We start from the raw sequence: 25,186 nt of genomic DNA, 5'->3' as shown, positions 1-25,186 counted from the left end.
CGCCCCGGGGCATGGAAATGCAGGGCGGTCGAGACTCGGGCGGCCGGACCTTAGCCCTCGTCGCTAACCGCCACGCTGGCCAGCGACAGCAGGATGCTGACGAGGCCGCCCTCGGCCACCATCAGGGCCGCCTGCGACGGGCTGACCCAGCGGCGTTCGCGCTGGCCTTTTTCCGGCCAGTCCTCCAGCTCCCGCTCCACCTCAAAAAGGTAGGCGTCCACGGCACAGGGCAGGCGCTTGCCCGTGGGCATGACCTTGTAATAGTGGAAGGTGCCCAGCGGCTTCTTGTGGATGGTGCCGACCAGTCCCGCCTCTTCGAACGCCTCGTTCGCCGCGACGCCGCGGGCGTTCAGCTTCTTCTCCGGCCAGCCCTTGGGCACCACCCAGCGCCGCGTCTCCCGCGAGGTGATCAGCATCACCTGCAGCTGCCCGTCCTGCACCCGGACGGGAATGGCGGCGTACTGGCGTTCGGCGGCCTCGCAGCCCATGGCTGGTTTATCCGAAACGAGAAGGGGGGCGGCGTGGGGCAGGGGGTGGAACCTTGTCGCGAAAGGTGGTGTCGAAAAAAGGTGGAGGTAACCGCGGTGGCGGGGACGATCCCCGACGATCGTACACCCGCATCCTTGTTTCATATAATCCCTGAACGGTTGCCAAGCCGTAAACGTTTTCAGTCATCTAAGACCAAAATGTGCGCCGGCGCGCCCATGCGGTCGATAGGACGCCCATTCGGCCTATCCTGACCAGATGGTCAGGGGCGAAAAAGGGGTCGCTTTTACGGAAGGAAAAGGGGGTGGGGCCGACTCAGGTGCGCTTGACGGAGGTGATTCAGGGCGACGGCGGCAGGACATCGACCTGGACCAGATGGCCGATGACATGGGTGAAGAACAGTTCCGCAGCCTCCAGCCGCACCGGCACCACCGGGCCGCCCGGCACCGGCCGGCCGACCCAGAGATCGAAGCCGCGCGGCTTGCCGTCCGGCGCTGCGGTCCAGAAGTTCTGGCTACCGCGCCCCGCCGGCTGGAAGCCTGCTACCGGCAGGATGGCGACATGGCAGCCGATGGCGTCGCCGTCGAAGACCGTATAGTCCGACTTTTCGATATGGCGGCGGGGCCGGCTTTCCATCAGCACGTCATAGCGACGCCGGCCATCATAGACGGGCAGGCGGCTGGCGCAGTCGCCGCCCTCGGCATGGCGGCTGATGGCGACGGCGGCGCTCAGCAGGTCGACGGTGCCGGGGCGCTGGTCCGCCGGCACCGCGGTGGCGTCGTCGGGCGAGGGCGGTGGCGTCTGGATGAAGGTCACGGCCGTGTCGCGTGTGCCATAGGGGGCGGCATAGCTCAGCGTCGCGTCCCAGCTCTTGTCCCGCAGGGTGCGCAGGCTGTGGAAGTGGCGCGGGGCGACGCCGTTGACGCCGCCGAGGCGTCCGTCCGCCTCGGCCGCGTAGGACCATTTGATCAAACGGGCCAGCATGTCGCCGGCCTCGGCTGCCACGGTGACGCGGTAGTCCTGGCCCTTGATCTCCGTCTCCAGCGTCATGCGCCCCATTTTCAGCCCGCCGACATAGACGTCGTAGCCCAGGCGCAGGTGCTGTGGGGTTTCAGCCGTGTGGGCCGTCAGGGGGCTGGCCAGGGCCGACAGCATCAGCACGGCGGCGCGGACGGCGCGGGGAAGGGTGATGGTGGTCATGCCCCCATCCTCAGTTGTGAAGATGGCGGCGGCAAGGCGCGGCGAAAGGAAGGGCCCTCAGGCGTGCCCAACCTCGGCCGACAGCATGGGCAGGCTGACGCCCAGCTTGGCGATGGCCCGTTCCCACTTGGTGTCCATGTCGTCGTCGAACAGCAAGGTGGGGTCGGCCGGCACGTGGAGCCAGCCGTTGGCCTGCATCTCCTGGTCCAGCTGCCCTGCCGCCCAGCCGGCATAGCCCAGGGCCAGCAGGCACTGGCGGGGGCCGCGCCCTTCCGTAATGGCGCGCAGGATGTCAACCGTGGCGGTCAGCGCCACCTCATCCTCCACCCGCAGCGTCCCTTCGCGCTGGTAATCGGTGCTGTGCAGCACGAAGCCGCGGCCCGGTTCCACCGGTCCGCCGAAATGCACGCGCAGGCGGTCGTCCGGATCACCGCCGTCGATGCCCAACTGCTCCAGCAAGCCACCGGCGTCGATGCCGTCGAACAGCCGGTTGATCACCAGGCCCATGGCGCCGTCATCGGTATGGGCGCAGACATAGATAACGGTGCGGGCGAAGCGCTCGTCCGGCATGGCGGGCATGGCGACCAGCAGTTGCCCGGTCAGGAAACGTCGGATGGTGGTGTCCTTCATGGGCGGCGCCTTCCCTTGCCACGTCGGCCCCCGCCAGGGGAAGGGACCGCTGAGCACCGGCCCACGCGGCCGGCGCTGTCATACTGCCTATCCATGCCGCTCAGCGTAGCATGGCCGAAACGGTCCGTCGCCCCCGTGGGCCGCGCGTGACCGTTCCTATTCTGGTCATATTGCGCGCCGCCGGCCTGTGACAAGGGGTGGAAAGCCGTTTCCCTTGCCCATCCCGCCCCTGGGACATAGAACCACAGGGCCTGAACCATCCAGCACCTCCGGCATTTACGCTCAAGGCCAAACATCAACGGGAGTTCCAGACCATGACCATCCAGGTTGGCGATACCTTCCCCAGCGTCTCCGTGAAACACCTGACCGATGCCGGCATGCAGGAGACCAGCACCGACGCCCTGCTGAAGGGCAAGAAGGTCGTCCTCTTCGCCGTGCCCGGCGCCTTCACCCCCACCTGCTCCGCCAAGCACCTGCCCGGCTTTATCCAGAACGCCGAGGCCCTGAAGGCCAAGGGCGTCGATGCCATCATCTGCCTGGCGGTCAACGACCCCTTCGTGATGCAGGCCTGGGCCAAGGCCAACGACGTGGGCGACACGGTGTTCATGCTGCCCGACGGCAACGGCACGCTGACCCGTGAACTCGGCCTCACCATGGATGGCACCGCCTACAACCTGGGCCACCGCAGCCAGCGCTTCGCCCTGATCATCGACGACGGCGTCGTGACCCGGGTGGACGTGGAAAAGCCCGGCGCCTTCGAGGTGTCCAGCGCCGAGGCGGTGCTGAAGAACTTGTAAAACCAGCACCATAACGCCAGAAGGCCCGCGCCGGTTCCCAACCCGCGCGGGCCTTCCTTATGCCGTGCCGCCCAGGGCCGGCGCTCGAGGCGACCGAACTAACGTCCCCGGGCCTCCGCCAGTCCCTCGCGCGCCAACTGGTCGGCGCGTTCGTTCTCGGGATGGCCGGCATGGCCGCGCACCCAATGGAACACCACCTCGTGCCGGTCGGCCTGGGCGGACAGCCGCTGCCACAGATCCACGTTCTTCACCGGCTTCTTGTCTGCGGTCAGCCAGCCCTTGGCCCGCCAGCCGTGGATCCACTTGGTGATGCCGTCGCGCAGGTACTGGCTGTCGGTGTGCAGGTCCACCTTCACCGGCCGTTTCAGCGTTTCCAGCGCCTGGATGGCGGCCATCAGTTCCATGCGGTTGTTGGTGGTGTCGGGCTCCCCGCCCTTCAGCTCCCGCTCCGTGCCGTTCCAGCGCAGGATGGCGCCCCAGCCGCCGGGGCCGGGGTTGCCGCTGCAGGCGCCGTCGGTGAAAATCTCCACACGCGGGCTGGGAACCTTCTGGGGGGCGGGGGTGTCGGTCACGTCAGTTCCTCCGGCGCCAAGCCGTAATCGGCCAGGCCACGGGCCTGCTGGTGGAAGCGCAGCTTGTGCAGGTATTCCAACGGGTCCTTGCGTTTCACCAGCGCCCCGGCGGGTGTGTTTACCCAGTCATACAGCCGGGTCAGCAGGAAGCGCAGGGCGCTGCCCCGGGCCAGCAGGGGCAGGGACGCCACCTCCGCCCCCGTCAGCGGCCGCACCTTGGCGTAATTGGCCAGCAGCAGGCGCGACTTGGTGACGTTGAAGGCGCCGTCCGGCTCGAAACACCAGGCGTTCAGGCAGATGGCTAGGTCGTAGGCCAGCATGTCGCTGCAGGCGAAATAGAAATCGATCAGCCCGGACAAGGCGCCGTCGCGGAAGAAGACGTTATCCGGGAACAGGTCGGCGTGGATGATGCCCTGCGGCAGGCTGGGGCGACCGTCGCGGCCGGGCCACAAGGATGCCAGGGCGGCCAGCTCATCCGCCAGGGCCGCCTTCAGGCCGGGCTTCACGCCGTCTGCCCCATCCGCTGTCGCCGCCACCAGGGCGCGCCAGCCGTCCAGCGACAGGCTGTTGGGCCGGGGCGTGGCGTAGTCGGCCCCGGCCAGGTGCAGCTGGGCCAGGGCCGTGCCCAGGGCCGCGCAATGCTCAGGTAGGATACGGCGGGGCCACATGCCGGTAAGGAAGGTGACGATCACCGCCGGCCGGCCAGCCAGCACGCGCAAGGCCTCGCCGTCACGGCCGGGGACCGGCTGGGGACAGACGATGCCGCGCGCCGCCAGATGCCGCATCAAGCCCAGGAAGAAGGGCAGGTCGGCCGGGTTCACCCGCTTTTCATAGAGGGTGAGGATGTAAGGCCCGTCTGTCGTCACCAGCAGGTAGTTGGAGTTCTCCACGCCCTCGGCGATGCCCTTGCACGAGATCACCTCGCCGATCGCGTAATCGGCGATGAACGCGCGCAGTTCCTCATCGGTGACTTCGGTATAGACGGCCATGCCTTGCGAGGTAGCGGGATTTCCGGCCGGGGTCAATGGTCGCGGCGGAGCGGACCGCGCCTTTTCCGGCCCGTCGCCAGGAGGCGGACGGTGCTGGTGGCGAGTTCGGCGATTTAGTGGCGAGAATTGTCACGCTGCTGCGGCCCGCCATAGTCGCCAAAAAATTTTATATAGCAAAAACAATGAATTATCGTCCTGCTCCGAAACTGGCACGGCGGTTGCTTTTAAGGGGACATGGCCGACACCGCCACCGGCGACCGGCCCTCGAGACAACCGAGCTTCGCTCACGGAGACTGAAATGACCGACCTGACCATGATCGCCGCCACCCGGACCTTCACCGCCCACGCCGGCCACACCCCCCGGGGCCTGGCCGCCGCCATCCGGCACCTGCCGCTGCTGGCCGTGACCGCCCTGCTGTCGGTCGCCATCCTCAGCCTGTTCTAAGCGCCTGCCGTCACCGCCTCCGTCCGCCACCGCCTCATCTCTCAAGGACGCCTGCCATGGGACTGTTTTCCCGCCTCGGCGACATCATCGATGCCAACCTGAACGCCATGCTGGACCGGGCTGAAGACCCGGAGCGCCTGATCGGCCTGGTCATCCAGGAGATGGAGGACACGCTGGTGGAGGTGCGGGCGGAAGCCGTGCGCTCCATGGCCCGCCGCAAGGAGCTGGAGGCCCGCTACCGCGATGTCGAGTTCGAATTGCTGGAATGGGACCGAAAGGCCGAACTGGCGGTGACCAAGGGCCGCGAGGATCTGGCCCGGGGCGCCCTGGTGGCCAAGGCCCGGCTGGCCGATGCCGCTGATCCCATCCGGCGCGAGATCCAGGCCATCAGCGACAGCCTGGCCAAGGGCGCCGACGACGTGGCGCGGCTGGAGGCCAAGCTGGCCGACGCCCGGGCCCGCCAGGGCAGCCTGATGGCCCGGCACCGCAGCGCCACCGCCCGCCTGCGCCTGCGCAGCCAGATCCACGACAACCGTCTGGAAGAGGCGTTGTCCCACTATGGCACCCTGCAACGCGACATCGACCTGCTGGAAAGCGAGGCCGAGGTCATGGAGATGGGGCGCCAACCGCGCGGCTTGGCCGCCGAGATCGACGCCTTGGGCGACGACAAGGTGACCGCCGAGCTTGAGGCGCTGAAGGCCCGCGTGGCCAGCCGCGCCAACCCGCAAGGCTAAGCCCGCCCGCAAGGCCAAGTTTCAGATGACCCGCACACGACCGCAGCGCCCGCCGGCGCTGGGCTTCACTGAACACCGGCGCACCTCGCGCCTTATGAACACGGGAGAGGGGATTATGAGGAGCTTTCAGCGTATTTCCGCCACCATGCGCCGTCATCGCCTGGCCAAGGACCCCAGCCGCGCCGTCCTCTTCGGCGTCTGCGCCGGCCTGGCGCGCTACACCGGCCTGCCGGCCACCTTCATCCGCATCCTGACGGTGCTGAGCCTGTTCTGCTTCTTCGGCGCCACCTTGGTGGTCTATGGCGTCCTGGCCCTGGTGCTGGACAGCGAGTACGCCGACCGCGAGGACATCTACGTCAGCCGCAGCTTCTATCGCGCGCACTGGTAAAGGGATCGGACGGTTCGCGGGGGACCGTCCCGACCGGCCCCCGCCGCACCCGGGAACCCGGCCCAATAGGCCAGAGGTGCCCGGAAGCGCGGCGGGGGCCGGTTCCATTTTCAGCGTCCTGTTTTCAGCGCCCCGGCTTCAGCGTTTGGGGTTTGATGGCCAGGGGCAATTGGTCGAACAGGCCGGGCGGCTCGTCCTCCGTCCTGGCCTGCTCGATGGCCAGGATGCGGAACTTGGTGTCGATGCCGCCCCGGGCGGAAAAGCCGCCGGTGCCGCCGCCCGCTGCCAGCACGCGGTGGCAGGGGATCAGGATGGGAATGGGGTTGTGGCCCAGCGCCTGGCCCACTGCCCGCGCCGCCTCTTTCGGCGCGCCAATCCGGCCGGCAACCGTGCCGTAGGTCAGTGTCTCCCCGCGCGGAATGGCGCGGGTCACGGCATAAACCTTAAGGGCGAAGGGATCGAGACCGGCAAGGTCGAGGGGGATGTCGGCGATGTCCACCGCCTCCCCCGCCATCAGGGCCCGGATGCGGGCCCGGGCCTCGCCGATCACGGGCGGCAGGTCATGCTCCGCTGCCGCCATGGCGCCGGGGAAGCGCCGCGCCAGCCGGGCCCCGGCCTGCTCGGGCCCGCCCTCCGGCAATTGCGCGCCCACGATTCCATCCGGCCCCCATACCAGCGCGCAAACGCCGATGGCGGTGTCGAACAGGATGTGGGCGCGTGTCGCCATGAGAAGCCAAGGGAGAAGCCAGGGTTGAGGGACCCGGAATTACTCCGCCGCCAGGCCGCGCGGCAGCTTGAAGGTGATGTTTTCCACCGCCGTCACGACTTCCTCGATCTGGACGTCGTAGCGCTCACGGCAGGCCTCGATGACCTCCTGCACCAGGATGTCCGGGGCCGAGGCGCCGGCGGTGATGCCCAGCACCTTGACCTTGTCCATCATGGACCAGTCGATCTGGGTGGCCCGCTGCACCAGCATGGAATTGACGCAGCCGTGCTTGGCCGCGACCTCCACCAGTCGCATGGAGTTGGAGCTGTTGGGCGCGCCCAGCACCAGGATGGCATCCGCCTTCTCGGCGATGGCCTTCACCGCCGTCTGGCGGTTGGTGGTGGCGTAGCAGATGTCTTCCTTGCGCGGCCCGGCGATGGCGGGGAAGCGGGCCTTCAGCGCGGCCACGATTTGCACCGTGTCATCCACCGACAGCGTGGTCTGGGTGACGAAGGCCAGGTTCAGCGGGTCGTCCACCTGGACGGTGCGCACATCCTCTTCCGATTCCACCAGCAGCACCGCGCCCGGCGGCAGCTGCCCCATGGTGCCTACCACCTCGGGGTGGCCGGCATGGCCGATCAGGATGATCTGGCGGCCGTCGGCGAAGTGGCGTTCCGCCTCACGATGGACCTTGGACACCAGAGGGCAGGTAGCATCGACATACAGCAGTTGCCGGCTCTCCGCCTCCGCCGGGATGGACTTGGGCACGCCGTGGGCGGAAAACACGACGGGGCGGCCGTCGGGCACCTCGTCCAATTCCTCCACGAAGATGGCGCCTTTGGCCTCCAGGCCCTGCACCACGAAGCGGTTGTGCACGATCTCATGCCGCACATAGACCGGGGCGCCATACCGCTGCAACGCCACCTCCACGATCTGGATGGCGCGGTCCACACCGGCGCAGAAACCGCGCGGGGAAGCCAGGAGGATGTTGAGCGTCGGCTTGGTCATGGTGATTGGGTCTACTCGGTTCCGGTAAGCCCCGGGTACGGGGCCGATCATGGCGGCGGATCATAAAACGGCGCGTCTGTGGATCGCCAGCGCCGTTACGTTAAATCTCGTCGCCCTTCAATATAGGGACGGCGCAGTCGATGTCTTGTGCCGGTATGGCTGCTTCTCTATTGTCGCGGGGCCCCGACGCCGGCCGGCGTCCAACTCCAGACGAGCCCCGCTTCAATGAACATCCACACGGACACTAATATAGGTTCGCCCACCAGGAAAGGCACCCGCGGCCGCCTGGCCCTGCTTTTGGGGATGCCTCTCATGCTGTCGCTGGCGGCATGCGCCAACAAGAACGTCGGCTACCGCCCCGGTTGCCCGACCGTGGCCATCGTGCGCGACGCCTCTTCGGTGGGCGTGCCCGGCGCCAACGGCCAGCTGAGCTACACTGCCGTGATGCCCAACATCGAGGGCCGCTGCGAGTACAGCGAAAAGGGCGTGACCATGACCGAGCAGCTGCGCGTGGGCGCCAGCACGGGGCCGGCCTACACCGGCGGTCCGCTGCCACTGACCTATTTCGTCGCCGTGACCGATGCCGACCGCAAGATCCTGACCAAGCAGACCTACAACGTCACGCTGGACGTCAGCGCCGGCAGCGGCGGTTCGGTGGAGCGGCTGACCCAATTCATCCCGCTGAGCCCGGAAGTCGATGGCCGTTACTACGAGGTGCTGGTGGGCTTCCAGCTGACGCCGGAGCAGCTGGAGGCCAACATCCGCTTCAATTCCAAGCCGCCGGCCCCGCCGGTTGCGGCTGGGAAGTAAGGACGAAGGTATAGCGTACGGGTTCGGCCGGCCGGGCAGGGGCGCCAGGGCCGGGGAACCACCAGGAAGGCGGGTCGCGGGGCAGCGGCCCGCCTTTACTTTTTGGGGCCCGTTGGATTAGGGTGCGCACGCGAAGCTGATGACATCTCGCGGGAGAGACCGGCCCCCTGTGGGCTACCCGCTAGGACCGGCGCCGAAGGAGCAACCGCCCCCGGAAACTCTCAGGCAAAAGGACCGCGAGGAAGAAGCGCATCTGGAAAGCGGCCCGGCCTCATAGCAACGCCTGAACCACCCCCTTTGGGGTGGATTTCCGGTGTTGGAGGCCACAAGCCCACCGACGGAGTAAGCGGGACCCTCCTGGCGACAGGATTTGGGACCCGTGAATCTCTCAGGGTCCGGGACAGAGGGGGGCGAGCCCGCACGGAATCCGTCCGCGCGGGAGGAACTCGTCCGCCGGGAGTCCCAGCGCCTATGTCCAGTGAAACCGATTCGCCCCTGCTTGTTACTCCCCTGAACGCCCTGCACCGCGAGCTGGGCGCCAAGATGGTGCCCTTCGCCGGCTATGACATGCCGGTGCAGTACCCCCTGGGCGTGCTGAAGGAGCATCTACACACCCGGGAGCAGGCGGGCCTGTTCGACGTGTCGCACATGGGCCAGGTCATCCTGCGCGGCGACGGCGTGGTCGACGCCCTGGAAAAGCTGGTGCCCGGCGAGCTGAAGGCCCTGAAGGAAGGGCGCATCCGCTACAGCTTCTTCACCAACGACCAGGGCGGCATCCTGGACGACCTGATGATCGCCAACCGCGGCGACCACCTGTTCCTGGTGGTGAACGCGGCCTGCAAGGTGGCGGACATCGCGCACCTGACGGCGGGCCTGCCGGGCATCGAGGTGGAGTACCTGGGCGACGACCGGGGCCTGCTGGCCCTGCAGGGCCCCGTGGCAGCCACGGTGCTGGCGCGCTTCCTGCCCGAGGTCGCCACCATGCCCTTCATGTCCATGGTGAACGCCAGCCTGAAGGGTATTCCCGTCACCATCGCCCGCTCCGGCTACACCGGCGAGGACGGGTATGAGATCGGCATCGACGCCGACCGTACCGAGGACGTGGCCCGCCTGCTGCTGGCGGAGCCCGAGGTGACGGCCATCGGCCTGGGCGCCCGCGACAGCCTGCGCCTAGAGGCCGGGCTCTGTCTCTACGGCCACGACATCGACACCACCACCACGCCCGTGGAAGCCGGCCTGACCTGGGCCATCTCCAAGCGTCGGCGGGAGGAGGGGGGCTACCCCGGCGACGCCATCGTCCGCCGCCAGCTGGCCGAGGGCGCCGCGCGCTACCGCATCGGCGTCCAGCCCGAGGGTCGGGCGCCGGCGCGTGAGCATACCGAAATCCAGGACGCCAACGGCCAGACGGTGGGCGAGATCACCTCCGGCGGCTTCGGCCCCAGCGCCAACGCCCCCGTCGCCATGGGCTATGTCACCGCCGGCAACGCCGCCGTGGGCACGCCCCTGTCGCTGATCGTGCGCGGCAAGGCCCTGCCGGCCAAGGTTGCCAGCCTGCCGTTCGTGCCGCAGCGCTACTACCGCGGCTGATCCCCATCGCGCGGCCCGGCCGGTGCCGGGCCCGCGCTTCCTTGATGCCCGCCTTTTCCTTGATGAACGCCTTCCCCCGAGGAGCAGAACCATGACCATCCGTTTCACCGAAGACCATGAGTGGATCAGCGTCGACGGCGACGTCGCCACCGTCGGCATCACCACCTTCGCCCAGAGCCAGCTGGGCGACGTGGTGTTCGTCGAGGTGCCCGAGGCCGGCCGCGCCCTGACCAAGGGCAAGGATGCCGCCGTGGTGGAATCGGTGAAGGCCGCCAGCGAGGTGTTCGCTCCCGTGGACGGCACGGTGGTCGAGGGCAACCAGGCCGTGGTCGACGATCCGTCCCTGGTCAACAGCGATCCGCAGGGTGCCGGCTGGTTCTTCAAGATGACGCTGGCCAACCCGGCCCAGCTGGACGGCCTGATGGACCAAGCCGCCTACGACGCCTTTGTGGAAGGTCAGCACTGATGCGGTATCTGCCCCTGACCGAGGCCGACCGGCAGGAGATGCTGGCGGCCATCGGCGCCCCGTCGGTGGACGCGCTGTTCGGCGATGTCCCGGCGGCGGCCCGCCTGGACCAGCCCATCGCTGGCCTGCCCAACCACCAGGGCGAGTTGCAGGTGGAACGCGCCCTGTCGCGACTGGCCGCCCGCAACGTGCCGGCCGGCAGCTGCCCCAGCTTCCTGGGCGCCGGCGCCTATCGCCATCATGTCCCCGCCTCGGTGGACCAGCTGCTGACGCGCGGTGAGTTCCTCACCAGCTATACGCCGTACCAGCCCGAGGTGACGCAGGGCACCCTGCAGTACCTGTTCGAGTTCCAGACCCAGGTGGCGCTGATCACCGGCATGGATGTGGCCAACGCCTCCATGTACGACGGCGCCACGGCCTGCGCCGAGGCGGTGCTGATGGCCAACCGCGTCACGCGCCGCAACCGCGCCGTGCTGTCCGGTGGCCTGCACCCGCACTACCGCGACGTCACCGCCACCACCACCGGCGTGCTGGGCGTGGACCTGGTGACCCTGCCGGCTGATCCGAAGGGGATCGAAGACCTGGCGGCCGCCATCGACGACAAGACCTCCTGCGTCGTGGTGCAGAACCCTACCCTATTCGGCCATGTCGCCGACCTGACGCCGCTGGCCGAGGCCTGCCACGCCAAGGGCGCCCTGCTGGTCGTGGTGGTGACCGAGGTGGTGAGCCTGGGCATGATGCCGTCGCCCGGTTCCATGGGCGCCGACATCGTGGTGGCCGAGGGCCAGAGCATCGGCAACGGCCTGAACTTCGGCGGGCCTTACCTGGGCCTGTTCGCCACCCGCGACAAGTTCGTGCGCCAGATGCCCGGCCGCCTGTGCGGCGAGACGGTGGACGCGGACGGCAAGCGCGGCTTCGTGCTGACCCTGTCCACACGGGAGCAGCACATCCGCCGCGAGAAGGCCACGTCCAACATCTGCACCAACTCCGGCCTCTGCGCGCTGGCCTTCACCATGCACCTGTCGCTGCTGGGCGAGGTGGGCTTTACCGGCCTGGCGCGGCTGAACCACGCCAAGGCGGTGCAGCTGGCAGACAAGCTGGCGGCGGCCGGCGTCAGCGTGCTGAACCAGGGCTTCTTCAACGAGTTCACCGTCCAGGTGAAGGGCGATGCCGCCGCGCTGGTGGACAGGCTGGTGGCGGAACCCATCCTGGCCGGCGTGCCCGTTTCCCGCCTGCACCCCGGCCAGGCGGACCTCGCCGACCTGCTGCTGGTGGCGGTGACGGAGACGACGACCGAAGACGACATGGACGCCCTCGTTCAGGCCCTGGGAGGCAAGCAGTGATGAACACCCAAGGACGCAAGACCACGCCCGACGTCGAGTCGGCGGCGGCCACCGACGTGGGCACCTATACCGGCAACCGTGCCTTGGTGCATGAAGAGCCGCTGATCTTCGAACTGGATAACCCCGGCGTCACCGGCGTGGACCTGGAGGCGGCCCCGGCCGTCGCCAGCCGCCTGGGTGGCCTGAAGGCCCGCGAGGGCATCGGCCTGCCCGGCCTGTCGGAACCGACGGTGGTGCGCCATTACACGCGCCTCAGTCAGAAGAACCTGGGCATCGACAGCACGATGTACCCGCTGGGCTCGTGCACCATGAAGCACAATCCCCGCCTGAACGAGAAGCTGGCGCGCCTGCCCGGCTTCGGCGACATCCACCCGATGCAGCCGCAGTCCACCGTCCAGGGCGCCTTGGAGCTGATCGACCAGCTGGCCCACTGGTTGAAGACCCTGACCGGCATGCCGGCCGTGGCCATGTCGCCCGCCGCCGGCGCCCATGGCGAGCTGTGCGGCCTCATGGCCATCCGCGCCGCGCTGCAGGCCCGGGGTGAGACCGGCCGCACCCGCGTGCTGGTGCCGGAATCGGCGCACGGCACCAACCCGGCCACGGCGGCCTTCTGTGGCTTCACCGTGGACGCCATCCCGGCCGAGGCCAACGGCCGCGTGAGCGTCGAGGCGGTGAAGACCAAGCTGGGCCCCGATGTCGCCTGCATCATGCTGACCAACCCCAACACCTGCGGCCTGTTTGAGCCCCAGGTGAAGGAGATCGCGGACGCGGTGCACGCCGCGGGTGGCTATTTCTACTGTGACGGCGCCAACTACAACGCCATCGTCGGCCGGGTGCGCCCGGCGGACCTGGGCGTGGACGCCATGCACATCAATCTGCACAAGACCTTCTCCACCCCGCACGGCGGTGGCGGCCCGGGTTCCGGCCCGGTGGTCCTGTCGGACGCGCTGGCCCCCTACGCCCCGCTGCCCTATGTGGTGCACGGGGCCGATGGCTTCCGCCTGGTGGAGCATGAGGGCGAGGTGGAGCAGGGCGCCCAGCCCTTCGGTCGCATGAAGGCCTTCCACGGCCAGATGGGCATGTTCGTCCGCGCCCTGGCCTATATCATGAGCCACGGCGCCGACGGCCTGCGCCAGGCCTCCAGCGACGCCGTGCTGAACGCCAACTACCTGAAGGCGCGGTTGCAGGACCTGATGAGCGTGCCGTTCGACGGCTACTGCATGCATGAGGCCCTGTTCGACGACCGCTTCCTGAAGGACACAGGCGTCACCACCCTCGACTTCGCCAAGGCGATGATCGACGAAGGCTTCCATCCCATGACCATGTATTTCCCCCTGGTCGTGCACGGCGCCTTCCTGATCGAGCCGACCGAGACCGAGTCCAAGGCCACGCTGGACCAGTTCGTCGGCGCCATGCGGCACCTGGCGGGCAAGGCCAAGGCGGGGGACGCCGCCCACTTCCTGGCGGCCCCCCGCTACACCCCCCGCCGCCGTCTGGATGAGACTGCCGCGGCGCGCAAGCCAGTCCTGCGCTGGGCGCCGCCAGCGGTGTAAAGATGGGTTCGGGCCACCATCATGGCCCGGCGACATCATTGGAAAAGGGCGGAATCCTTGGGTTCCGCCCTTTTTCCTTCTGGGCGTGGCCCATTTCAGGGTCTGCGCCGTTGGCTTACCCAATCGGGTTGCAGCGCACACAAATCGGCATTGCCCCAGGGGGGCCTAGCTTCCATCTCAATTTCGGCCAAATCTCCCGTCATCACTCACCACGCGGCCGATCCGACGCCGCGACCTTCCGCCGGGACCATCCCCCATGTTGACCGTTGCCAGCTTGCCCAGGGTTGAGATCGCCCGCCTGCGCCGTCCGGCGCTGCAGGCGTCCGGCTGGCTGGTCATGGGCCTGGGTGTGCTGTCCCTGCCCATCCCCGGCCCGGTCTCCACGCCGCTGCTGGCGGTGGGTGGTCTCATGGTGCTGCGCAGCTCTGTCTCGGCCCGCCGCCATTACGTGCGCGCCCGCGACCACGCCCCCCGGCTGGTGCGCCCGCTGTTCGGCCGCTTCGACGCCTGGCGCCATCGCCACCGCGCCCCGGTTCGCGTGCCCGCAAAGGTGCTGGCCGCCGCCAACGACGTCGCCGCCAACGACCAGGGCGAGCTGGCCTCGGTGACCGTGGCCGGCAACGCCTGAAGGACCTGAGTTCCAAAGTTCGAGGCAAGGGCCGTAGCGTGGATGCCACGTCGCGGCCCTTTGTCTTTTCAACGCCTTGACCATTCCTCATTTGACCCGGACCATGGGCTTCGCGCATGGGTCGGATCCCATGCGGTACGCGGGGCCGTACGAGTCCTGAAAGGGGTTGGGAGGAAGCGCCAGGTGCGATCGGGCAACGCCGTCCTGTCAGGGTACGGGACCACCATATTCGAGGCCATGTCGCGGCTGGCGGGCGCGCACAACGCCATCAACCTGGGCCAGGGCTTTCCCGACGACCGGGGGGCGGAGGATGTGCTGCAGGTGGCCGCCCGCGCGCTGCTGGAGGGCAACAACCAGTATCCGCCCATGATGGGTTTGCCGGCCCTGCGCCAGGCCGTGGCGGCCCACGCGGCGCGTTTCTACGGCCTGGAGGTGGATTGGGAGCGCGAAGTGATGGTGACCTCCGGCGCGACCGAGGCGCTGGCCGCCTGCCTGTTCGGCCTGATCGAACCGGGCGACGAGGTGGTGCTGTTCCAGCCGCTGTACGACAGTTACGTCCCCATCATCCGCCGGGCGGGCGGCATTCCCCGCTTCGTGCGCCTGCAGCCGCCAGGCTGGACCGTGGACCCTGACGAACTGGCCGCCGCCTTCAGCCCGCGCACCAAGCTGGTGGTGCTGAACAACCCCCTGAACCCGGCGGCCAAGGTCTGGTCAGCGGAGGAGTTGCGGCTGCTGGCGGACCAGGTCATCGCCCACGATTGCCTGGCCGTGTGCGACGAGGTCTATGAGCACCTGGTGTTCGACGGCCGCCGGCACGTGCCGCTTATGACCCTTCCCGGCATGCGTGGGCGCACACTGCGCATCGGCTCCGCCGGCAAGACCTTCTCGCTGACGGGATGGAAGGTGGGGTACGTCACGGCCGCTCCGGACTTGTTGCAGCCAGTGGCCAAGGCGCACCAGTATTTGACCTTCAGTACCCCGCCCAACCTGCAGGCGGCTGTCGCCTACGGCCTGGCCAAGGATGACGCCTATTTCGGCCTGCTGGCGGCGGCGCTGGAGGCCAAGCGCGACCGTCTGGCCGCGGGCCTGGTCTCCGCCGGCCTGCCCGTTCTGCCCTCGGAAGGGACCTATTTCGTGGTGGCCGACATCACCGGCGCGCGCGGCCTGCGCCGGGGCGAGGATGACGCCGATTTCTGCCGACGCCTGACGAGGGATGCCGGCGTTGCCGCCATTCCGGTCAGCGCCTTCTATGAGGAAGGGGCGCCCACCCACCTCATCCGCTTCTGCTTCAGCAAGCAGGACGCCATCCTGGACAGCGCGGTGATGCGGCTGAAGGAATTCTTTGGGCGGTAGACCCGGCCGTTGCGAGAGGTAGCGCTACCAGCTGCGGCGCAAAAATCAGCCGACGACCTGCAGGCCTCGGCGCTTGCGGTCAAAGGCGCAGCCGACCAGCAGGCGGGCCACTTTGCCGTCCGAGCCGCCCAGGGGCAGCACCACCAGTTCGGCGGCGGGAACAGTCATGGAGGGGATGGCCGGCAGGCTGCGGGTCTGGGGCAAGCCGTTGTCGGCGCACCGGCGCAACATCTGGGCGAAGGGCACGGTGTTGGGGGAGGGGGGCAGATCCTCCAGCTGCAGGCCGGTGGACTCGCGGCGCAGCCATAAAACGTAATCGGTGCCCACCCAGAGCAGGGTGAAGGCCATCTGGTTGGGTGCCACGTCCACCAGCATGACGCCGCCGGGCGAGACCGGCAGATCCACCACCTCGACCTCGGAACTGTTGGGAAAGGCGCGGTCGCCGCGCAGGATGTCCCAATAGTCATGCAGGAGGCGCAAGGTCGAATTCTGGATTTGTAAAGGGAAGCGGGAGATTGAGGTCGCGCTCCAGGTGGCAGGTCCAGTCATTCTCGTCTCCCATCCTTACGTTCTACATGAGCGTCGCAAGTCGATGGGGCTATAACATTTGAGCCCGGACGGGACGCAAAACGGCAATGACCCGTCCTCATCCCGGCATGGAATGCGCGACGGCTGGAATGGATCAGGCAGATAAAATCAGAAAGCCCAGGCCTGCGCGTCGCAGTTATCCCGGGAGTAGCCCCAACGGGGTACTTCGCAACCACCAAGTAAAAAAACTGCCGGTAAGTCGATGACTTACCGGCGAGTTGAACAGGGAGGCTTCACGTCTGGGAGACGTTGGGCCCGAAGGCCCACTCCAGGACGGGCATCCTGGAGGAAACATCGGATGCTGCGTCGCAACATCCGATGGCCAATATTTAATCTTTTGATGCCCCGTTTAAAGGGGTGATTAGCCGTCTCAGCTATGCGGTGGGCGCATGCGTCGCGGGGAATGTTTCGGCGACCTTCTTCACCAGGAAGTCGCGGAAGACCGCGATGCGCTTGGAATGGCGCAATTCTTCGGCATAGACGAAGTAGGCGTCGATGCGCGGGCCCGTCACGTCCGGCAGGATGCGGACCAGGTCGGGGTTGCTTTCGGAAATGATGTAGTCGGGGATGGCCGCGATGCCCAGGCCGCTCTCCACCGCCTTGTACAGGGCGTACAGGCTGTTGACGCGGAAGATGGTGTCGCGCTCGCCGCCCGGCGGATCGCCCAGGGCCAGCAGCCAGTTGATGTTGGGCACCGGCGCCTTGGCGTCGGACGGATAGGCGATGAGGTCGTGCTTCTGCAGATCCTCCACCGTTTCCGGGGTGCCGCGCTTCTCCAGATAGGTGCGGTGACCGTAAAGGTGGGTGCGCACCGTCATCAGGTGGCGCTGGATCAGGTCGGGCTGGCGTGGCGGCACCATGCGGATGGCGATGTCCGCCTCGCGCATGGACAGATCCAGCTCGTTATCGTCCAGCAGCAGGGTCAGCTGCACGTCGGGGTAAATCGACAGGAATTCCCGGATGCGCGGGGTCAGCCATGTGGAACCGAAGGCGACGGTGGTGGTCACCTTGAGCGGGCCCTTCGGGTGCTCCTTGCTTTCCGAGAGCATCGCCTCTGTCATGGACAGCTTGGCGAACACCTCGCGGGCGGTGCGGTACAGCAGCTCGCCCTGTTCGGTGAGGATCAGGCCGCGGGCGTGGCGATGAAACAGCGGCACGTGGAGGCTTTCCTCCAGCGCGCTGATCTGCCGGCTGACGGCCGATTGGCTGAGGTTCAGGGTCTCGCCAGCATGCGTGAAGCTGCCGGCCTCCGCCACCGCGTGGAAAACGCGAAGCTTGTCCCAGTCCATTCCCGGTCCTTATGCGTCAAAGACGTTGCGATCCCGGAGAGCGGGACCGTCGGAAATGACGGCCTCAAGCGGGCCGCCATGCAAAGAATATATACCCAGCTTGTCCAAGACGCTACCGATTGTGGGTGTCCACACGGTTAGGCCATAGACTGATAAGGCATTTTAGCACCGCATCGTGCCGTTTTGGCAACGCCCCGGCGGCGAATTGGCGAATAGATACCGCGAATTAGTACAAAGAAGGGCACCGCCGTACCAAGACGGCGGTGCCCGCTTCAATGACTCGGGCGGCTCTGCGGGCGGCTCAATGGCCGCCCAGGAAGCGCTCGGCCTCCAGTGCTGCCATGCAGCCCATGCCGGCGGCGGTGACGGCCTGGCGGAAGACCTTGTCCTTCACGTCGCCGGCGGCGAACACGCCGGGCACGTTGGTGCGGGTGCTGTCCGGGACGGTGATGACGTAGCCCTCGTCGTCCATCTCGACATGGCCCTTGAAGATGGCCGTGGCGGGGTCGTGGCCGATGGCGACGAACACGCCGTCCAGCGGCAGCTCACGCCCCTCGCCGGTGACGGTGTTGCTGAGCGCCAGGCCGGTGACCTGCTTGGGGTTGTTGAGATCGAAGCCGCCGTCGGCCGCCCCGCCCTTGCCCAGCACCCGGTCCACCTTGTGGTTCCACAGCACCTCGATCTTCGGGTTGGCGAAGACGCGGTCGTGCAGGATCTTTTCGCCGCGGAAGGCGTCGCGGCGATGGATCAGGGTGACCTTGGACGCGTGGTGCGTCAGGTACAGCGCCTCTTCCAGGGCGGTGTTGCCGCCGCCGATGACCGCGACTTCCTTGCCCCGGAAGAAGAAGCCGTCGCAGGTGGCGCAGGCGGAGACACCGGCGCCCTGGAATTCCTGCTCCCCGGCCACGCCCAGCCAGCGCGCCTGGGCGCCCGTGGCGATGATGACGGTGTCGGCCACGAACTCGTCGCCGCTGTCGGCCTTGGCAACGAAGGGGCGCTGGCTGAAGTCGACGGAGGTGATGACGTCGTAGACCAGGGTGGTGCCCACATGCTCCGCCTGCTGGCGCATCTGCTCCATCAGGTCGGGGCCCTGCACCGCCTGGGCGAAGCCCGGATAGTTCTCCACCTCCGTGGTGATCATCAGCTGGCCGCCCGGCTGCATGCCCTGGACCAGGATGGGCTGGAGGTTGGCGCGGGCGGCATAGATGCCGGCGGTGTAGCCGGCGGGGCCGCCGCCGATGATCAGGACCTTGGTGCGATGGGTGGTCATGGGAACTGTTCCTGGCAGGGAAGGGGACCCTCTGGATTGGGGGCCGCGCCCTCGCCGCCCTCTAGATATGGTGAGGCAGGCGTGATGTTTCACTCAGACGCGGGACGATACCGGCAAGCGGCCCCGGGCTCAACGCCAGACGTCACAGAGAGGGCCATCCAGCCTTGCGAAGGTGCGGGGGCTGGGGGCGCCAAGGGTGCGGCCATTCCCCCATGGCGGCGGCCGCCCTCATGCACTACATGAGGGGGATGGGTTTGCGGATGAACTACGGAACGGCGGCGGTTATGGGCGGTTTCAGGAAATGGGCGGCGGGTTTCGTGGCGCTCGCCGGCTTGGCGATCTCCCCCGCATGGTCCGCCCCGGTGCAGACCGAGCACACCGTCAGCCAGCTGGTGGCCGAGGGCCCCGCCGTTCCCGGCCAGCCGCTGTGGGTGGCGCTGGACCAGAAGCTGCAGGACGGCTGGCATACTTATTGGATCAATCCCGGCGACTCGGGCCTGCCGACGGAGGTCAATTGGACCCTGCCGGCCGGCTGGAAGGCCGGTCCGCTGAATTTCCCGGCCCCGCACCGTTTCACCACCGGCCCGCTGGTCAACTACGGCTATGAAAAGGCCACTCGCGTCCTGGCCCGCCTGGACGTGCCGGCCGATGCCAAGCCGGGCGGCACCGTCACCCTGACAGCCGCCGCCAACTGGCTGATTTGCGCCGATGTCTGCGTGCCCGAGGACGCCACCCTGACCCTGGATGTGCCGGTCGCCGCCCCAGGGACGGCCAGCGGCGCCCCTGACCCGGCGGTGGCGCCGCTGTTCGCGGAGGCGCGGGCGGCCCTGCCGGTACCCAGCCCCTACGCCGCCAGCGTCAGCGCCACCAAGACCGCCGCCACCGTGCGCCTGGCCGCGCCCGGCCTGACGGCCGACCAGGTCAAGGACGCCTACTTCTTCGCCGAAAACCCCGACCTGGTGGAGGCTGGCGCGCCGCAGCAGCTGGCCGTCACCACGGACGGCCTGACCCTGACCCTGAAGCCCACCGGCCGCGCCACGCCCGGCCCGGTGAACGGCATCCTGGAGGTGACGGAACTGGTGAACGGCCAGCCCACCACCCAGGCGCTGGCCATCGCCATCCCCGCCGATGCCGTGGGGGCCGCACCGGCCGGTGGTGGTGTGGCGGCGGATACCGGCAGCGCGCCCGTCCTGCCCCTGTGGCAGGCGGTGCTGTTCGCCTGCCTGGGGGGCATGGTCCTGAACCTGATGCCCTGCGTCTTCCCTGTGCTGTCGATGAAGGCCATGGCCCTGGTGCGCCACCAGGGCGCCCATGCCCGCCTGCACGGCCTGGTCTACACCGCAGGCGTGCTGGCCTGCTTTGCCGCCATCGCCATCGTACTGATGGCCTTGCGCGCCGGCGGGCAGGAGATCGGCTGGGGTTTCCAGCTGCAGTCGCCCCTGGTGGTGGCGGTGCTGGCCTATGTCATGCTGCTGCTGGGCCTCAGCATGTCGGGCGTCTTCACCGTGGGCGACCAGTTCATGGGTGTGGGGCAAGGGCTGACCCAGGGGGACGGCTATGCCGGCTCCTTCTTCACCGGCGTGCTGGCTTCCGTCGTCGCCACGCCGTGCACGGCGCCCTTCATGGGGGCGGCCGTGGGCTACGCCCTGGTCCAGCCGTGGTATGTGGCGCTGGCCGTCTTCCTGGCCCTGGGCTTCGGCATGGCCTTGCCCTTCCTGGCGCTGGCCTGCAGCCCCTGGCTGCTGCGCCACCTGCCCAAGCCCGGCGCGTGGATGGAGCGGCTGAAGCAGGTGCTGGCCTTCCCCCTGTACGGCTCCGCCGCCTGGCTGGTCTGGGTGTTCGCGGTGCAGGTGGGGGCGCCCGGCATGACCGGCATCCTGGTCGGCCTGGTGCTGGTGGGCTTCGCCGCCTGGCTTTATGGCGTCACGCATTATGCCGAGGGCTGGGGCCGGCGCGGCGGTGCCCTGGCCGCCCTGGTGGCGCTGGTGCTGGCCGTCGCCGCCGTGTTGCCCCAGGCGGGAGGCAACGCGGCCTCGGCGGGCGGCCCGGTGGCGGGTGGCAAGGCCGTGGCCATGACGGACGGCTTCGAGGCGTTCTCCCCCGCGACGCTGGACAAGTTGCGCGCCGACGGCCGGCCGGTGCTGGTGGACTTCACCGCCGCCTGGTGCATCACCTGCCTGGTGAACGAGCGCGTGGCCCTGTCCAGCGACACGGTGCACCAGGCGCTGAAGGGTCACAACGTGGCCCTGCTGAAGGGCGATTGGACCAACCGTGATGCCGAGATCACCCGCGTGCTGCAGGCCCACGGCCGCAGCGGCGTGCCCCTCTACCTGTTCTACCGCCCCGGCCAGGCCGAGCCGGACGTCTGGCCCCAGATCCTGACCGAGGCCCAGGTGCTGGAGGCTGTGGGCAGCCTACCCAAGCAAAGCGCCAGCGCGCAGTAAGGGCGGGGGCTTTCCGGTTCAGGGGGCTGCAGGGCTCCGCGCAGCCTACAACGGTGGCAGTCCGGCGGCGACACGGGCCTTGTTGTATTCCGCGTAGGACATGACGAGGGAAAGCGGCCGGTCGTCCAGCGGCAAGGCGCCATAACGGGCGTACCACGCCGCCGCCGCTGCGTCCTTGGCATCAATCAGCAGGGCGGTGCCGCCCACCTGGGTCGAAACTCGCATGCAGCGTTCCATCGCACATGCCAGCAGGTGGCCGCCGAGGCTCCGGCCCTGATAGGCCTTGGCCACGGCCAAGCGCGCGAGGCGAAACCCGCCCAGCGCATAACGGCCCCCGCCGCTCGGCCGGGCGGCGAGGGGCACTTGGTGCAGATCCACTTGGCCTGGGCTGATGGTGTAGAAGCCGAGAATGGTCTTTCCGTCGGCTGCCGCGATCGCGCAATAGGTCTTCGCCGCGCCATTCTCATGGGACTGGCGGGCGTATTGAGCGATGAAGAGATTGAGGTCCGCCTGTCCGCAGTCAAAGCCCTTACGGTCGTGCTTTTTATCGATGGCCTCTTCGCGCCAAGCTGAAAGCCCGATCACTTGGCCTGCCGGTCCTTCAAGATGGCGACCATATGCGGATTGGGCTCACGCGGGTTGTCCAGAAGGTCAAGTACCTTCCGGGTGTCACGCTCCGATAGCGCGATCCGTTCCGCACGTTCGATCACCAAGTCCGCCGCCCGCAACGAATTGCGGAGCAGGAAATCCTTGAGGGTCGTGTGTTCCAACGCGGCCGCCCGGACAAGGCGCGCCTTCTCCAGCGGTGGAATATCCATCGAGAACCGGCCGTTGTCGTCAACGCTTGCCCGAGGCATGGCGGTCAGTCCCTTTCTCCGTGATCATCGTTTGTATCACGAAGAGAGGGTAAACGGCAATCCAATGCGCTTTCAAAGCGCATCGTGGTTTTAGAACCCGAACATATGATCCAGCGCGAAGGCCCCCTGGGCGCCGTCGCGGATCAAACCGTGATAGCCGAACAGGCGGCAGGTGGTGTCGCGGATCAGGACGTAGGCGTCGCGGCCCGCCTCCTTGACCTCGCTGCTCGTGAAGGTCTGGCCCACGCGGAAGTGGAAGCTGCCGGAGCAGGCGATGGTGACCGTGCGGCGGGCGACCTCCTCCCCATCCTTGGTCATCAGGATCAGGGCGGTGTTGGAGCGCGTATTCCACGGCGTGCTGGCCGGGTAGATCAAGTGGCACAGCGTGTCCACGTCCGCCGCCATGCCGGTGCGCAGGAACAGGCGGGTGGACAGGCCCGGCGCCCGGCCGGAATAGGACTGCGGCTCGTTCTTATAGGTCAGCACCGTGTTGAACATGTGGGCGCCGAAGCTGGTCTCCGCCGTGTGGCCGCTGACCCCGTCCTCATAGCGGAACAGGGCGTGCAGCCAGCCGTCGGCGTCGTTCTCGCCGGCGGCGAAGTCGTAGATCAGCTCCAGATGGCCATAGCCGGAGGGCAGGCTCTTGCCGTCCAGGATGTCGGCCGCCTCGAACACCGTCTCATGGTTGCGGGGCAGGCGGCCCAGGTCGCGGCGCGCCACTTCCGTGCCGTCGGCGTCGTAGACGATGGCGGTCAGCGGCAGATGATCTTGCGTGGTGCCCATTGGGGTGGGCAGGGCGATGGTGCGGAAGCGGCCGGCCGGGAAGATGGGGGCGGGCAGGATGAAGCCCTTGCCCATCAGGTTCGTCAGGGTGGCCAGCTTGGGGTCCGGCTTCAGGTCCACGCGTTCCACGTTCGGGTGGGCGATGCGATGGCGGGTGGCGCCGGCGGCGTCGGTGCGGATGACCTCGTAGCGCGGGCGGACGAAGTGCTTCCCGGCGCGGATTTCCACCTGCTGCGGCCAGCGGGCGTCGGGCAGCAGGCTGGCCACGTCCAGGGCGAAGGTGGCGTAGGGCGGCACTTCCCGGTCCAGTTCCACCGCCGTGTCATGGCCCATGAGGTTCAGTGCCACGGCCCCGGCGGGGATGGGGCAGGGGTGGCTGTTCTGCACCCACAGGATCACGCGCTCATCCGCGCGCGGGGCGGGCAGGCCGGCGTAGAAGTCCGACGGCCAGGCGTTGGCGTCATGGGTGCAGGACAGGGTGTCGGCGGCGTCGCCATAGGTGTCCAGCGCGTACTTCACCACATCGTGGCCGGCGGCCCCCACCACATGGATGAACAGCTGGCCAGTGAATTCCGGCAGGTCGAATTCCTTGCGCACGGCCGCGCTGTCGATGACCACGGTTCCGTCGGCGCCCGGCAGCTCCTGCGTCCAGCGCGCCAGCACCTGGCCGTCCTCGCCGAACAGGCAGAGCCACAGATAGGGCTCGGCGGCGCCGTAGCTGGACCAGTAGTTGGCTGTGACCACCCGGGTGTGGTGGCCGGCGCCATCGCGGAAGAAGGCGTAGTTGGTGGCGAAATTCAGGGGCGCCAGATAGGTGCGCCGGTCGGTCAGCAACTCGTCCGGCAGCTTCAGCGGGTCCAGGGAGTAGACCTTGGCACCGGCGGGGATCAGGTGCCGGATGTGGGCCACCAGGCGATCGGCGTCGAAGGCCGCCACGAACACGGCGTCCACGGCGGTGCCGGCCAGGGCCGTCACCGGCTGGGCCGGCCGGCCCAGCAGCGGCTGGCCGATCTTGTCCACGTTCTGGGCATAGACCGCCACCACGTTCACCGCGCCCTGGGGACCAGTCAGGTGGTGGATCTCGTCGAACGGCTCCAGCATGTTCAGCGGATCGTAGACGGCGACCCGGCCCGCGGCCCGCAGATCGGCCAGCAGCGCCTGGGCCGGTTCCGCCGCTAGCGGATGGCCGATGGCCTTGAAATAGCTGCTGCCGCCGGTGACGTTGCTGAAGGTTTCGATCTTGAGGGGCATGGACGGGTCCAAATGACAAGGGAACCGCCGGCCCTCAAGCAGGCCGGCGGTGACGCATCAGGGCGTTATACGGGCAGACGCGCCGTTTTCACAGATTCAGCGGAAGGGGTTCAGGCGCTTCATCTTGGCCGACAGGGCGTGGCGGAACTGTTCCCGCTTCACCACGCCGTCGTCCTGCACCCAGTTCAACTGGATGACGCGGCGCGGGCCGACGAAGCTGGTATGGCCATGCCAGGCGGTGGGGCCGTTCAGGAAAGCCAGCAGGGTGCCCTCGGCCGGAGGGATCTCGGTCACCGCGTTGTCCAGGCTTTCCGGGCCGCGCAGCAGCCGCAGGCGGCCGTCCGACGTTTCCCAGGCCGGATTCATGTAGAGCAGGACGGTGATGATCTTGCTCTTGCTATCCACATGGATTTGGCCGTCCTGGGCCTTGGCCCGGCCGCGCACCGTCACCATGGTGGGGTGGCCGGTCAGGTCGATGCCGAACTTCTCCTCGAACGCCGCCGTCATGGCCGGGCCCTGAATTTCCTCCAGCAGCGCCGCGAAGGCGGGGCCAAAGCTCAGTTCCCGCGCGGGGAAGCTGCCGGCCTGCTCGATCTCTGGGAAATCGCGGTGGATGGCCTCGCGCGCCTCCGCCCGCACGAAGCCAGGGATGATCAGGTGGGCAAAGGGGTCCTGGGACAGCGGCGTGGCGCGAAAGGCGTCCAGGTCGATGGCGCGACCCGGGTCTGTCGCCACCGTCTCACCAGAAGCTTGGGCGCCAGACACGGGGGAGCCAGACGCGGGGGAGGAGGTGGCGGTGGTGCCGATCATGGTCCTGCTTCTTCCAAGGCTGGCGCCTGATCGGCGCCGGGGTTAGATCGTACGTTAGAATCGTTCTTGCTGAGACTGGTTCGCAAATACCTCACCCCAGATGGGGCGGCAGCGCATCGGGGTCAATGCCGATACCATGCGATTGGCCCACCCCAGCAATGGAAAGGCCCACCGTAGCACGGGCCGCGTCCCCGTGCGC

At 68.0% G+C, this 25,186-nt stretch carries 26 protein-coding genes and 1 riboswitch; of the genes, 12 read left to right on the top strand and 14 right to left on the bottom strand.

Translation table 11 applies throughout. The features are described from left to right. Positions 1–50: 50 nt before the first annotated feature. The 3 genes from P5F91_RS17030 to P5F91_RS17020 all read right to left on the bottom strand — a co-directional run bounded on the left by P5F91_RS17030 (position 51) and on the right by P5F91_RS17020 (position 2,316). Positions 51–488: an NUDIX hydrolase gene (locus tag P5F91_RS17030; RefSeq protein WP_277907686.1), complete on the bottom strand. Its 438-nt coding sequence runs from the start codon at positions 486–488 to the stop codon at positions 51–53. A 337-nt stretch (positions 489–825) separates the two neighbouring features. Then, entirely contained in the window at positions 826–1,686 is an 861-nt protein-coding gene (locus P5F91_RS17025) for a DUF3108 domain-containing protein (protein WP_145611351.1), read from the bottom strand. Positions 1,687–1,743: 57 nt separating this feature from the next. After that, a complete protein-coding gene (locus P5F91_RS17020) occupies positions 1,744–2,316 on the bottom strand; it encodes a YqgE/AlgH family protein (protein WP_145611352.1) in 573 nt (190 codons plus the stop codon). Positions 2,317–2,630: 314 nt separating this feature from the next. Here P5F91_RS17020 and P5F91_RS17015 point away from each other — a divergent pair, with 314 nt between their 5' ends. After that, positions 2,631–3,113, top strand: a complete 483-nt coding sequence (locus P5F91_RS17015) for a peroxiredoxin (protein ID WP_145611353.1) — start codon at positions 2,631–2,633, stop codon at positions 3,111–3,113. 98 nt (positions 3,114–3,211) lie between these two features. Here the strand turns inward: P5F91_RS17015 and rnhA are convergent, their stop codons facing one another. Together rnhA and P5F91_RS17005 are read right to left on the bottom strand one after the other, a co-directional pair. Further along, positions 3,212–3,685 (bottom strand): ribonuclease HI, encoded by a 474-nt coding sequence (rnhA, locus tag P5F91_RS17010; protein ID WP_145611354.1) that lies wholly within the window; start codon positions 3,683–3,685, stop codon positions 3,212–3,214. Then, positions 3,682–4,674, bottom strand: a complete 993-nt coding sequence (locus P5F91_RS17005; RefSeq protein ID WP_277907685.1) for a homoserine kinase — start codon at positions 4,672–4,674, stop codon at positions 3,682–3,684. Before P5F91_RS17005 ends, rnhA begins: the two co-directional genes overlap by 4 nt. A gap of 298 nt (positions 4,675–4,972) precedes the next feature. Here P5F91_RS17005 and P5F91_RS17000 point away from each other — a divergent pair, with 298 nt between their 5' ends. The 3 genes from P5F91_RS17000 to P5F91_RS16990 all read left to right on the top strand — a co-directional run bounded on the left by P5F91_RS17000 (position 4,973) and on the right by P5F91_RS16990 (position 6,241). Beyond that, the gene (locus P5F91_RS17000) at positions 4,973–5,119 is read left to right on the top strand and encodes a hypothetical protein (protein WP_186454800.1); all 147 of its coding nucleotides are present in this window, start codon (positions 4,973–4,975) and stop codon (positions 5,117–5,119) included. A 56-nt stretch (positions 5,120–5,175) separates the two neighbouring features. Next, on the top strand, positions 5,176–5,853 hold the full coding sequence (locus tag P5F91_RS16995) for a PspA/IM30 family protein (RefSeq protein ID WP_145611356.1): 678 nt from the start codon (positions 5,176–5,178) through the stop codon (positions 5,851–5,853). Between the two features lie 115 nt (positions 5,854–5,968). Next, positions 5,969–6,241: a PspC domain-containing protein gene (locus P5F91_RS16990; RefSeq protein ID WP_081486478.1), complete on the top strand. Its 273-nt coding sequence runs from the start codon at positions 5,969–5,971 to the stop codon at positions 6,239–6,241. A 124-nt stretch (positions 6,242–6,365) separates the two neighbouring features. Here the strand turns inward: P5F91_RS16990 and P5F91_RS16985 are convergent, their stop codons facing one another. Beyond that, entirely contained in the window at positions 6,366–6,968 is a 603-nt protein-coding gene (locus P5F91_RS16985; RefSeq protein ID WP_277907684.1) for a methylated-DNA--[protein]-cysteine S-methyltransferase, read from the bottom strand. A gap of 39 nt (positions 6,969–7,007) precedes the next feature. Next, entirely contained in the window at positions 7,008–7,955 is a 948-nt protein-coding gene (gene ispH / locus P5F91_RS16980) for a 4-hydroxy-3-methylbut-2-enyl diphosphate reductase (protein ID WP_004272219.1), read from the bottom strand. 312 nt (positions 7,956–8,267) lie between these two features. Here ispH and P5F91_RS16975 point away from each other — a divergent pair, with 312 nt between their 5' ends. From P5F91_RS16975 to P5F91_RS16945, 7 genes are all read left to right on the top strand, one after another. Next, positions 8,268–8,765, top strand: a complete 498-nt coding sequence (locus P5F91_RS16975) for a hypothetical protein (RefSeq protein ID WP_145611359.1) — start codon at positions 8,268–8,270, stop codon at positions 8,763–8,765. Between the two features lie 140 nt (positions 8,766–8,905). Further along, a riboswitch (glycine riboswitch) is annotated at positions 8,906–9,012 on the top strand. Positions 9,013–9,236: 224 nt separating this feature from the next. Beyond that, complete coding sequence (gene gcvT / locus P5F91_RS16970; protein WP_145611360.1) at positions 9,237–10,352, top strand: glycine cleavage system aminomethyltransferase GcvT; 1,116 nt, start codon at positions 9,237–9,239, stop codon at positions 10,350–10,352. A gap of 91 nt (positions 10,353–10,443) precedes the next feature. Then, a complete protein-coding gene (gene gcvH / locus P5F91_RS16965) occupies positions 10,444–10,818 on the top strand; it encodes a glycine cleavage system protein GcvH (protein WP_145611361.1) in 375 nt (124 codons plus the stop codon). After that, on the top strand, positions 10,818–12,161 hold the full coding sequence (gene gcvPA / locus P5F91_RS16960; protein WP_277907683.1) for an aminomethyl-transferring glycine dehydrogenase subunit GcvPA: 1,344 nt from the start codon (positions 10,818–10,820) through the stop codon (positions 12,159–12,161). The genes gcvH and gcvPA overlap by 1 nt, the downstream gene beginning before the upstream one ends. Further along, a complete protein-coding gene (gene gcvPB, locus P5F91_RS16955) occupies positions 12,161–13,714 on the top strand; it encodes an aminomethyl-transferring glycine dehydrogenase subunit GcvPB (RefSeq protein ID WP_277907682.1) in 1,554 nt (517 codons plus the stop codon). Before gcvPA ends, gcvPB begins: the two co-directional genes overlap by 1 nt. A gap of 256 nt (positions 13,715–13,970) precedes the next feature. Continuing rightward, complete coding sequence (locus P5F91_RS16950) at positions 13,971–14,342, top strand: hypothetical protein (RefSeq protein WP_145611364.1); 372 nt, start codon at positions 13,971–13,973, stop codon at positions 14,340–14,342. 183 nt (positions 14,343–14,525) lie between these two features. Continuing rightward, positions 14,526–15,695 carry an aminotransferase gene (locus tag P5F91_RS16945; protein WP_277907681.1) on the top strand — a complete coding sequence of 390 codons (1,170 nt, stop codon included), beginning with the start codon at positions 14,526–14,528 and terminating at the stop codon, positions 15,693–15,695. A 45-nt stretch (positions 15,696–15,740) separates the two neighbouring features. Here the strand turns inward: P5F91_RS16945 and P5F91_RS16940 are convergent, their stop codons facing one another. The 3 genes from P5F91_RS16940 to trxB form a co-directional block, all read right to left on the bottom strand. After that, entirely contained in the window at positions 15,741–16,244 is a 504-nt protein-coding gene (locus P5F91_RS16940; protein WP_277907679.1) for a PAS domain-containing protein, read from the bottom strand. Between the two features lie 413 nt (positions 16,245–16,657). After that, the gene (locus tag P5F91_RS16935) at positions 16,658–17,572 is read right to left on the bottom strand and encodes a LysR family transcriptional regulator (protein ID WP_088871934.1); all 915 of its coding nucleotides are present in this window, start codon (positions 17,570–17,572) and stop codon (positions 16,658–16,660) included. Between the two features lie 301 nt (positions 17,573–17,873). Further along, entirely contained in the window at positions 17,874–18,842 is a 969-nt protein-coding gene (gene trxB, locus P5F91_RS16930) for a thioredoxin-disulfide reductase (RefSeq protein ID WP_277907678.1), read from the bottom strand. Positions 18,843–19,102: 260 nt separating this feature from the next. Between trxB and P5F91_RS16925 the strand changes: the two genes are divergently transcribed. Continuing rightward, on the top strand, positions 19,103–21,286 hold the full coding sequence (locus tag P5F91_RS16925) for a protein-disulfide reductase DsbD family protein (RefSeq protein ID WP_277907677.1): 2,184 nt from the start codon (positions 19,103–19,105) through the stop codon (positions 21,284–21,286). Between the two features lie 45 nt (positions 21,287–21,331). Here P5F91_RS16925 and P5F91_RS16920 read toward each other — a convergent pair whose 3' ends face one another. The 4 genes from P5F91_RS16920 to P5F91_RS16905 form a co-directional block, all read right to left on the bottom strand. Beyond that, on the bottom strand, positions 21,332–21,871 hold the full coding sequence (locus tag P5F91_RS16920) for a GNAT family N-acetyltransferase (RefSeq protein ID WP_277907676.1): 540 nt from the start codon (positions 21,869–21,871) through the stop codon (positions 21,332–21,334). Beyond that, a complete protein-coding gene (locus P5F91_RS16915) occupies positions 21,868–22,143 on the bottom strand; it encodes a type II toxin-antitoxin system TacA family antitoxin (protein ID WP_145617103.1) in 276 nt (91 codons plus the stop codon). Before P5F91_RS16915 ends, P5F91_RS16920 begins: the two co-directional genes overlap by 4 nt. 90 nt (positions 22,144–22,233) lie before the next feature. Then, complete coding sequence (locus P5F91_RS16910) at positions 22,234–24,177, bottom strand: hypothetical protein (protein WP_277907675.1); 1,944 nt, start codon at positions 24,175–24,177, stop codon at positions 22,234–22,236. A gap of 96 nt (positions 24,178–24,273) precedes the next feature. Further along, the gene (locus P5F91_RS16905) at positions 24,274–24,987 is read right to left on the bottom strand and encodes a 2OG-Fe(II) oxygenase (RefSeq protein ID WP_277907674.1); all 714 of its coding nucleotides are present in this window, start codon (positions 24,985–24,987) and stop codon (positions 24,274–24,276) included. Positions 24,988–25,186: the final 199 nt, after the last annotated feature.

Source organism: Nitrospirillum amazonense, assembly GCF_029594735.1.
GTDB classification, from domain to species: Bacteria; Pseudomonadota; Alphaproteobacteria; order Azospirillales; family Azospirillaceae; genus Nitrospirillum; species Nitrospirillum amazonense.
This window is presented reverse-complemented; position numbering and strand designations above follow the sequence as displayed.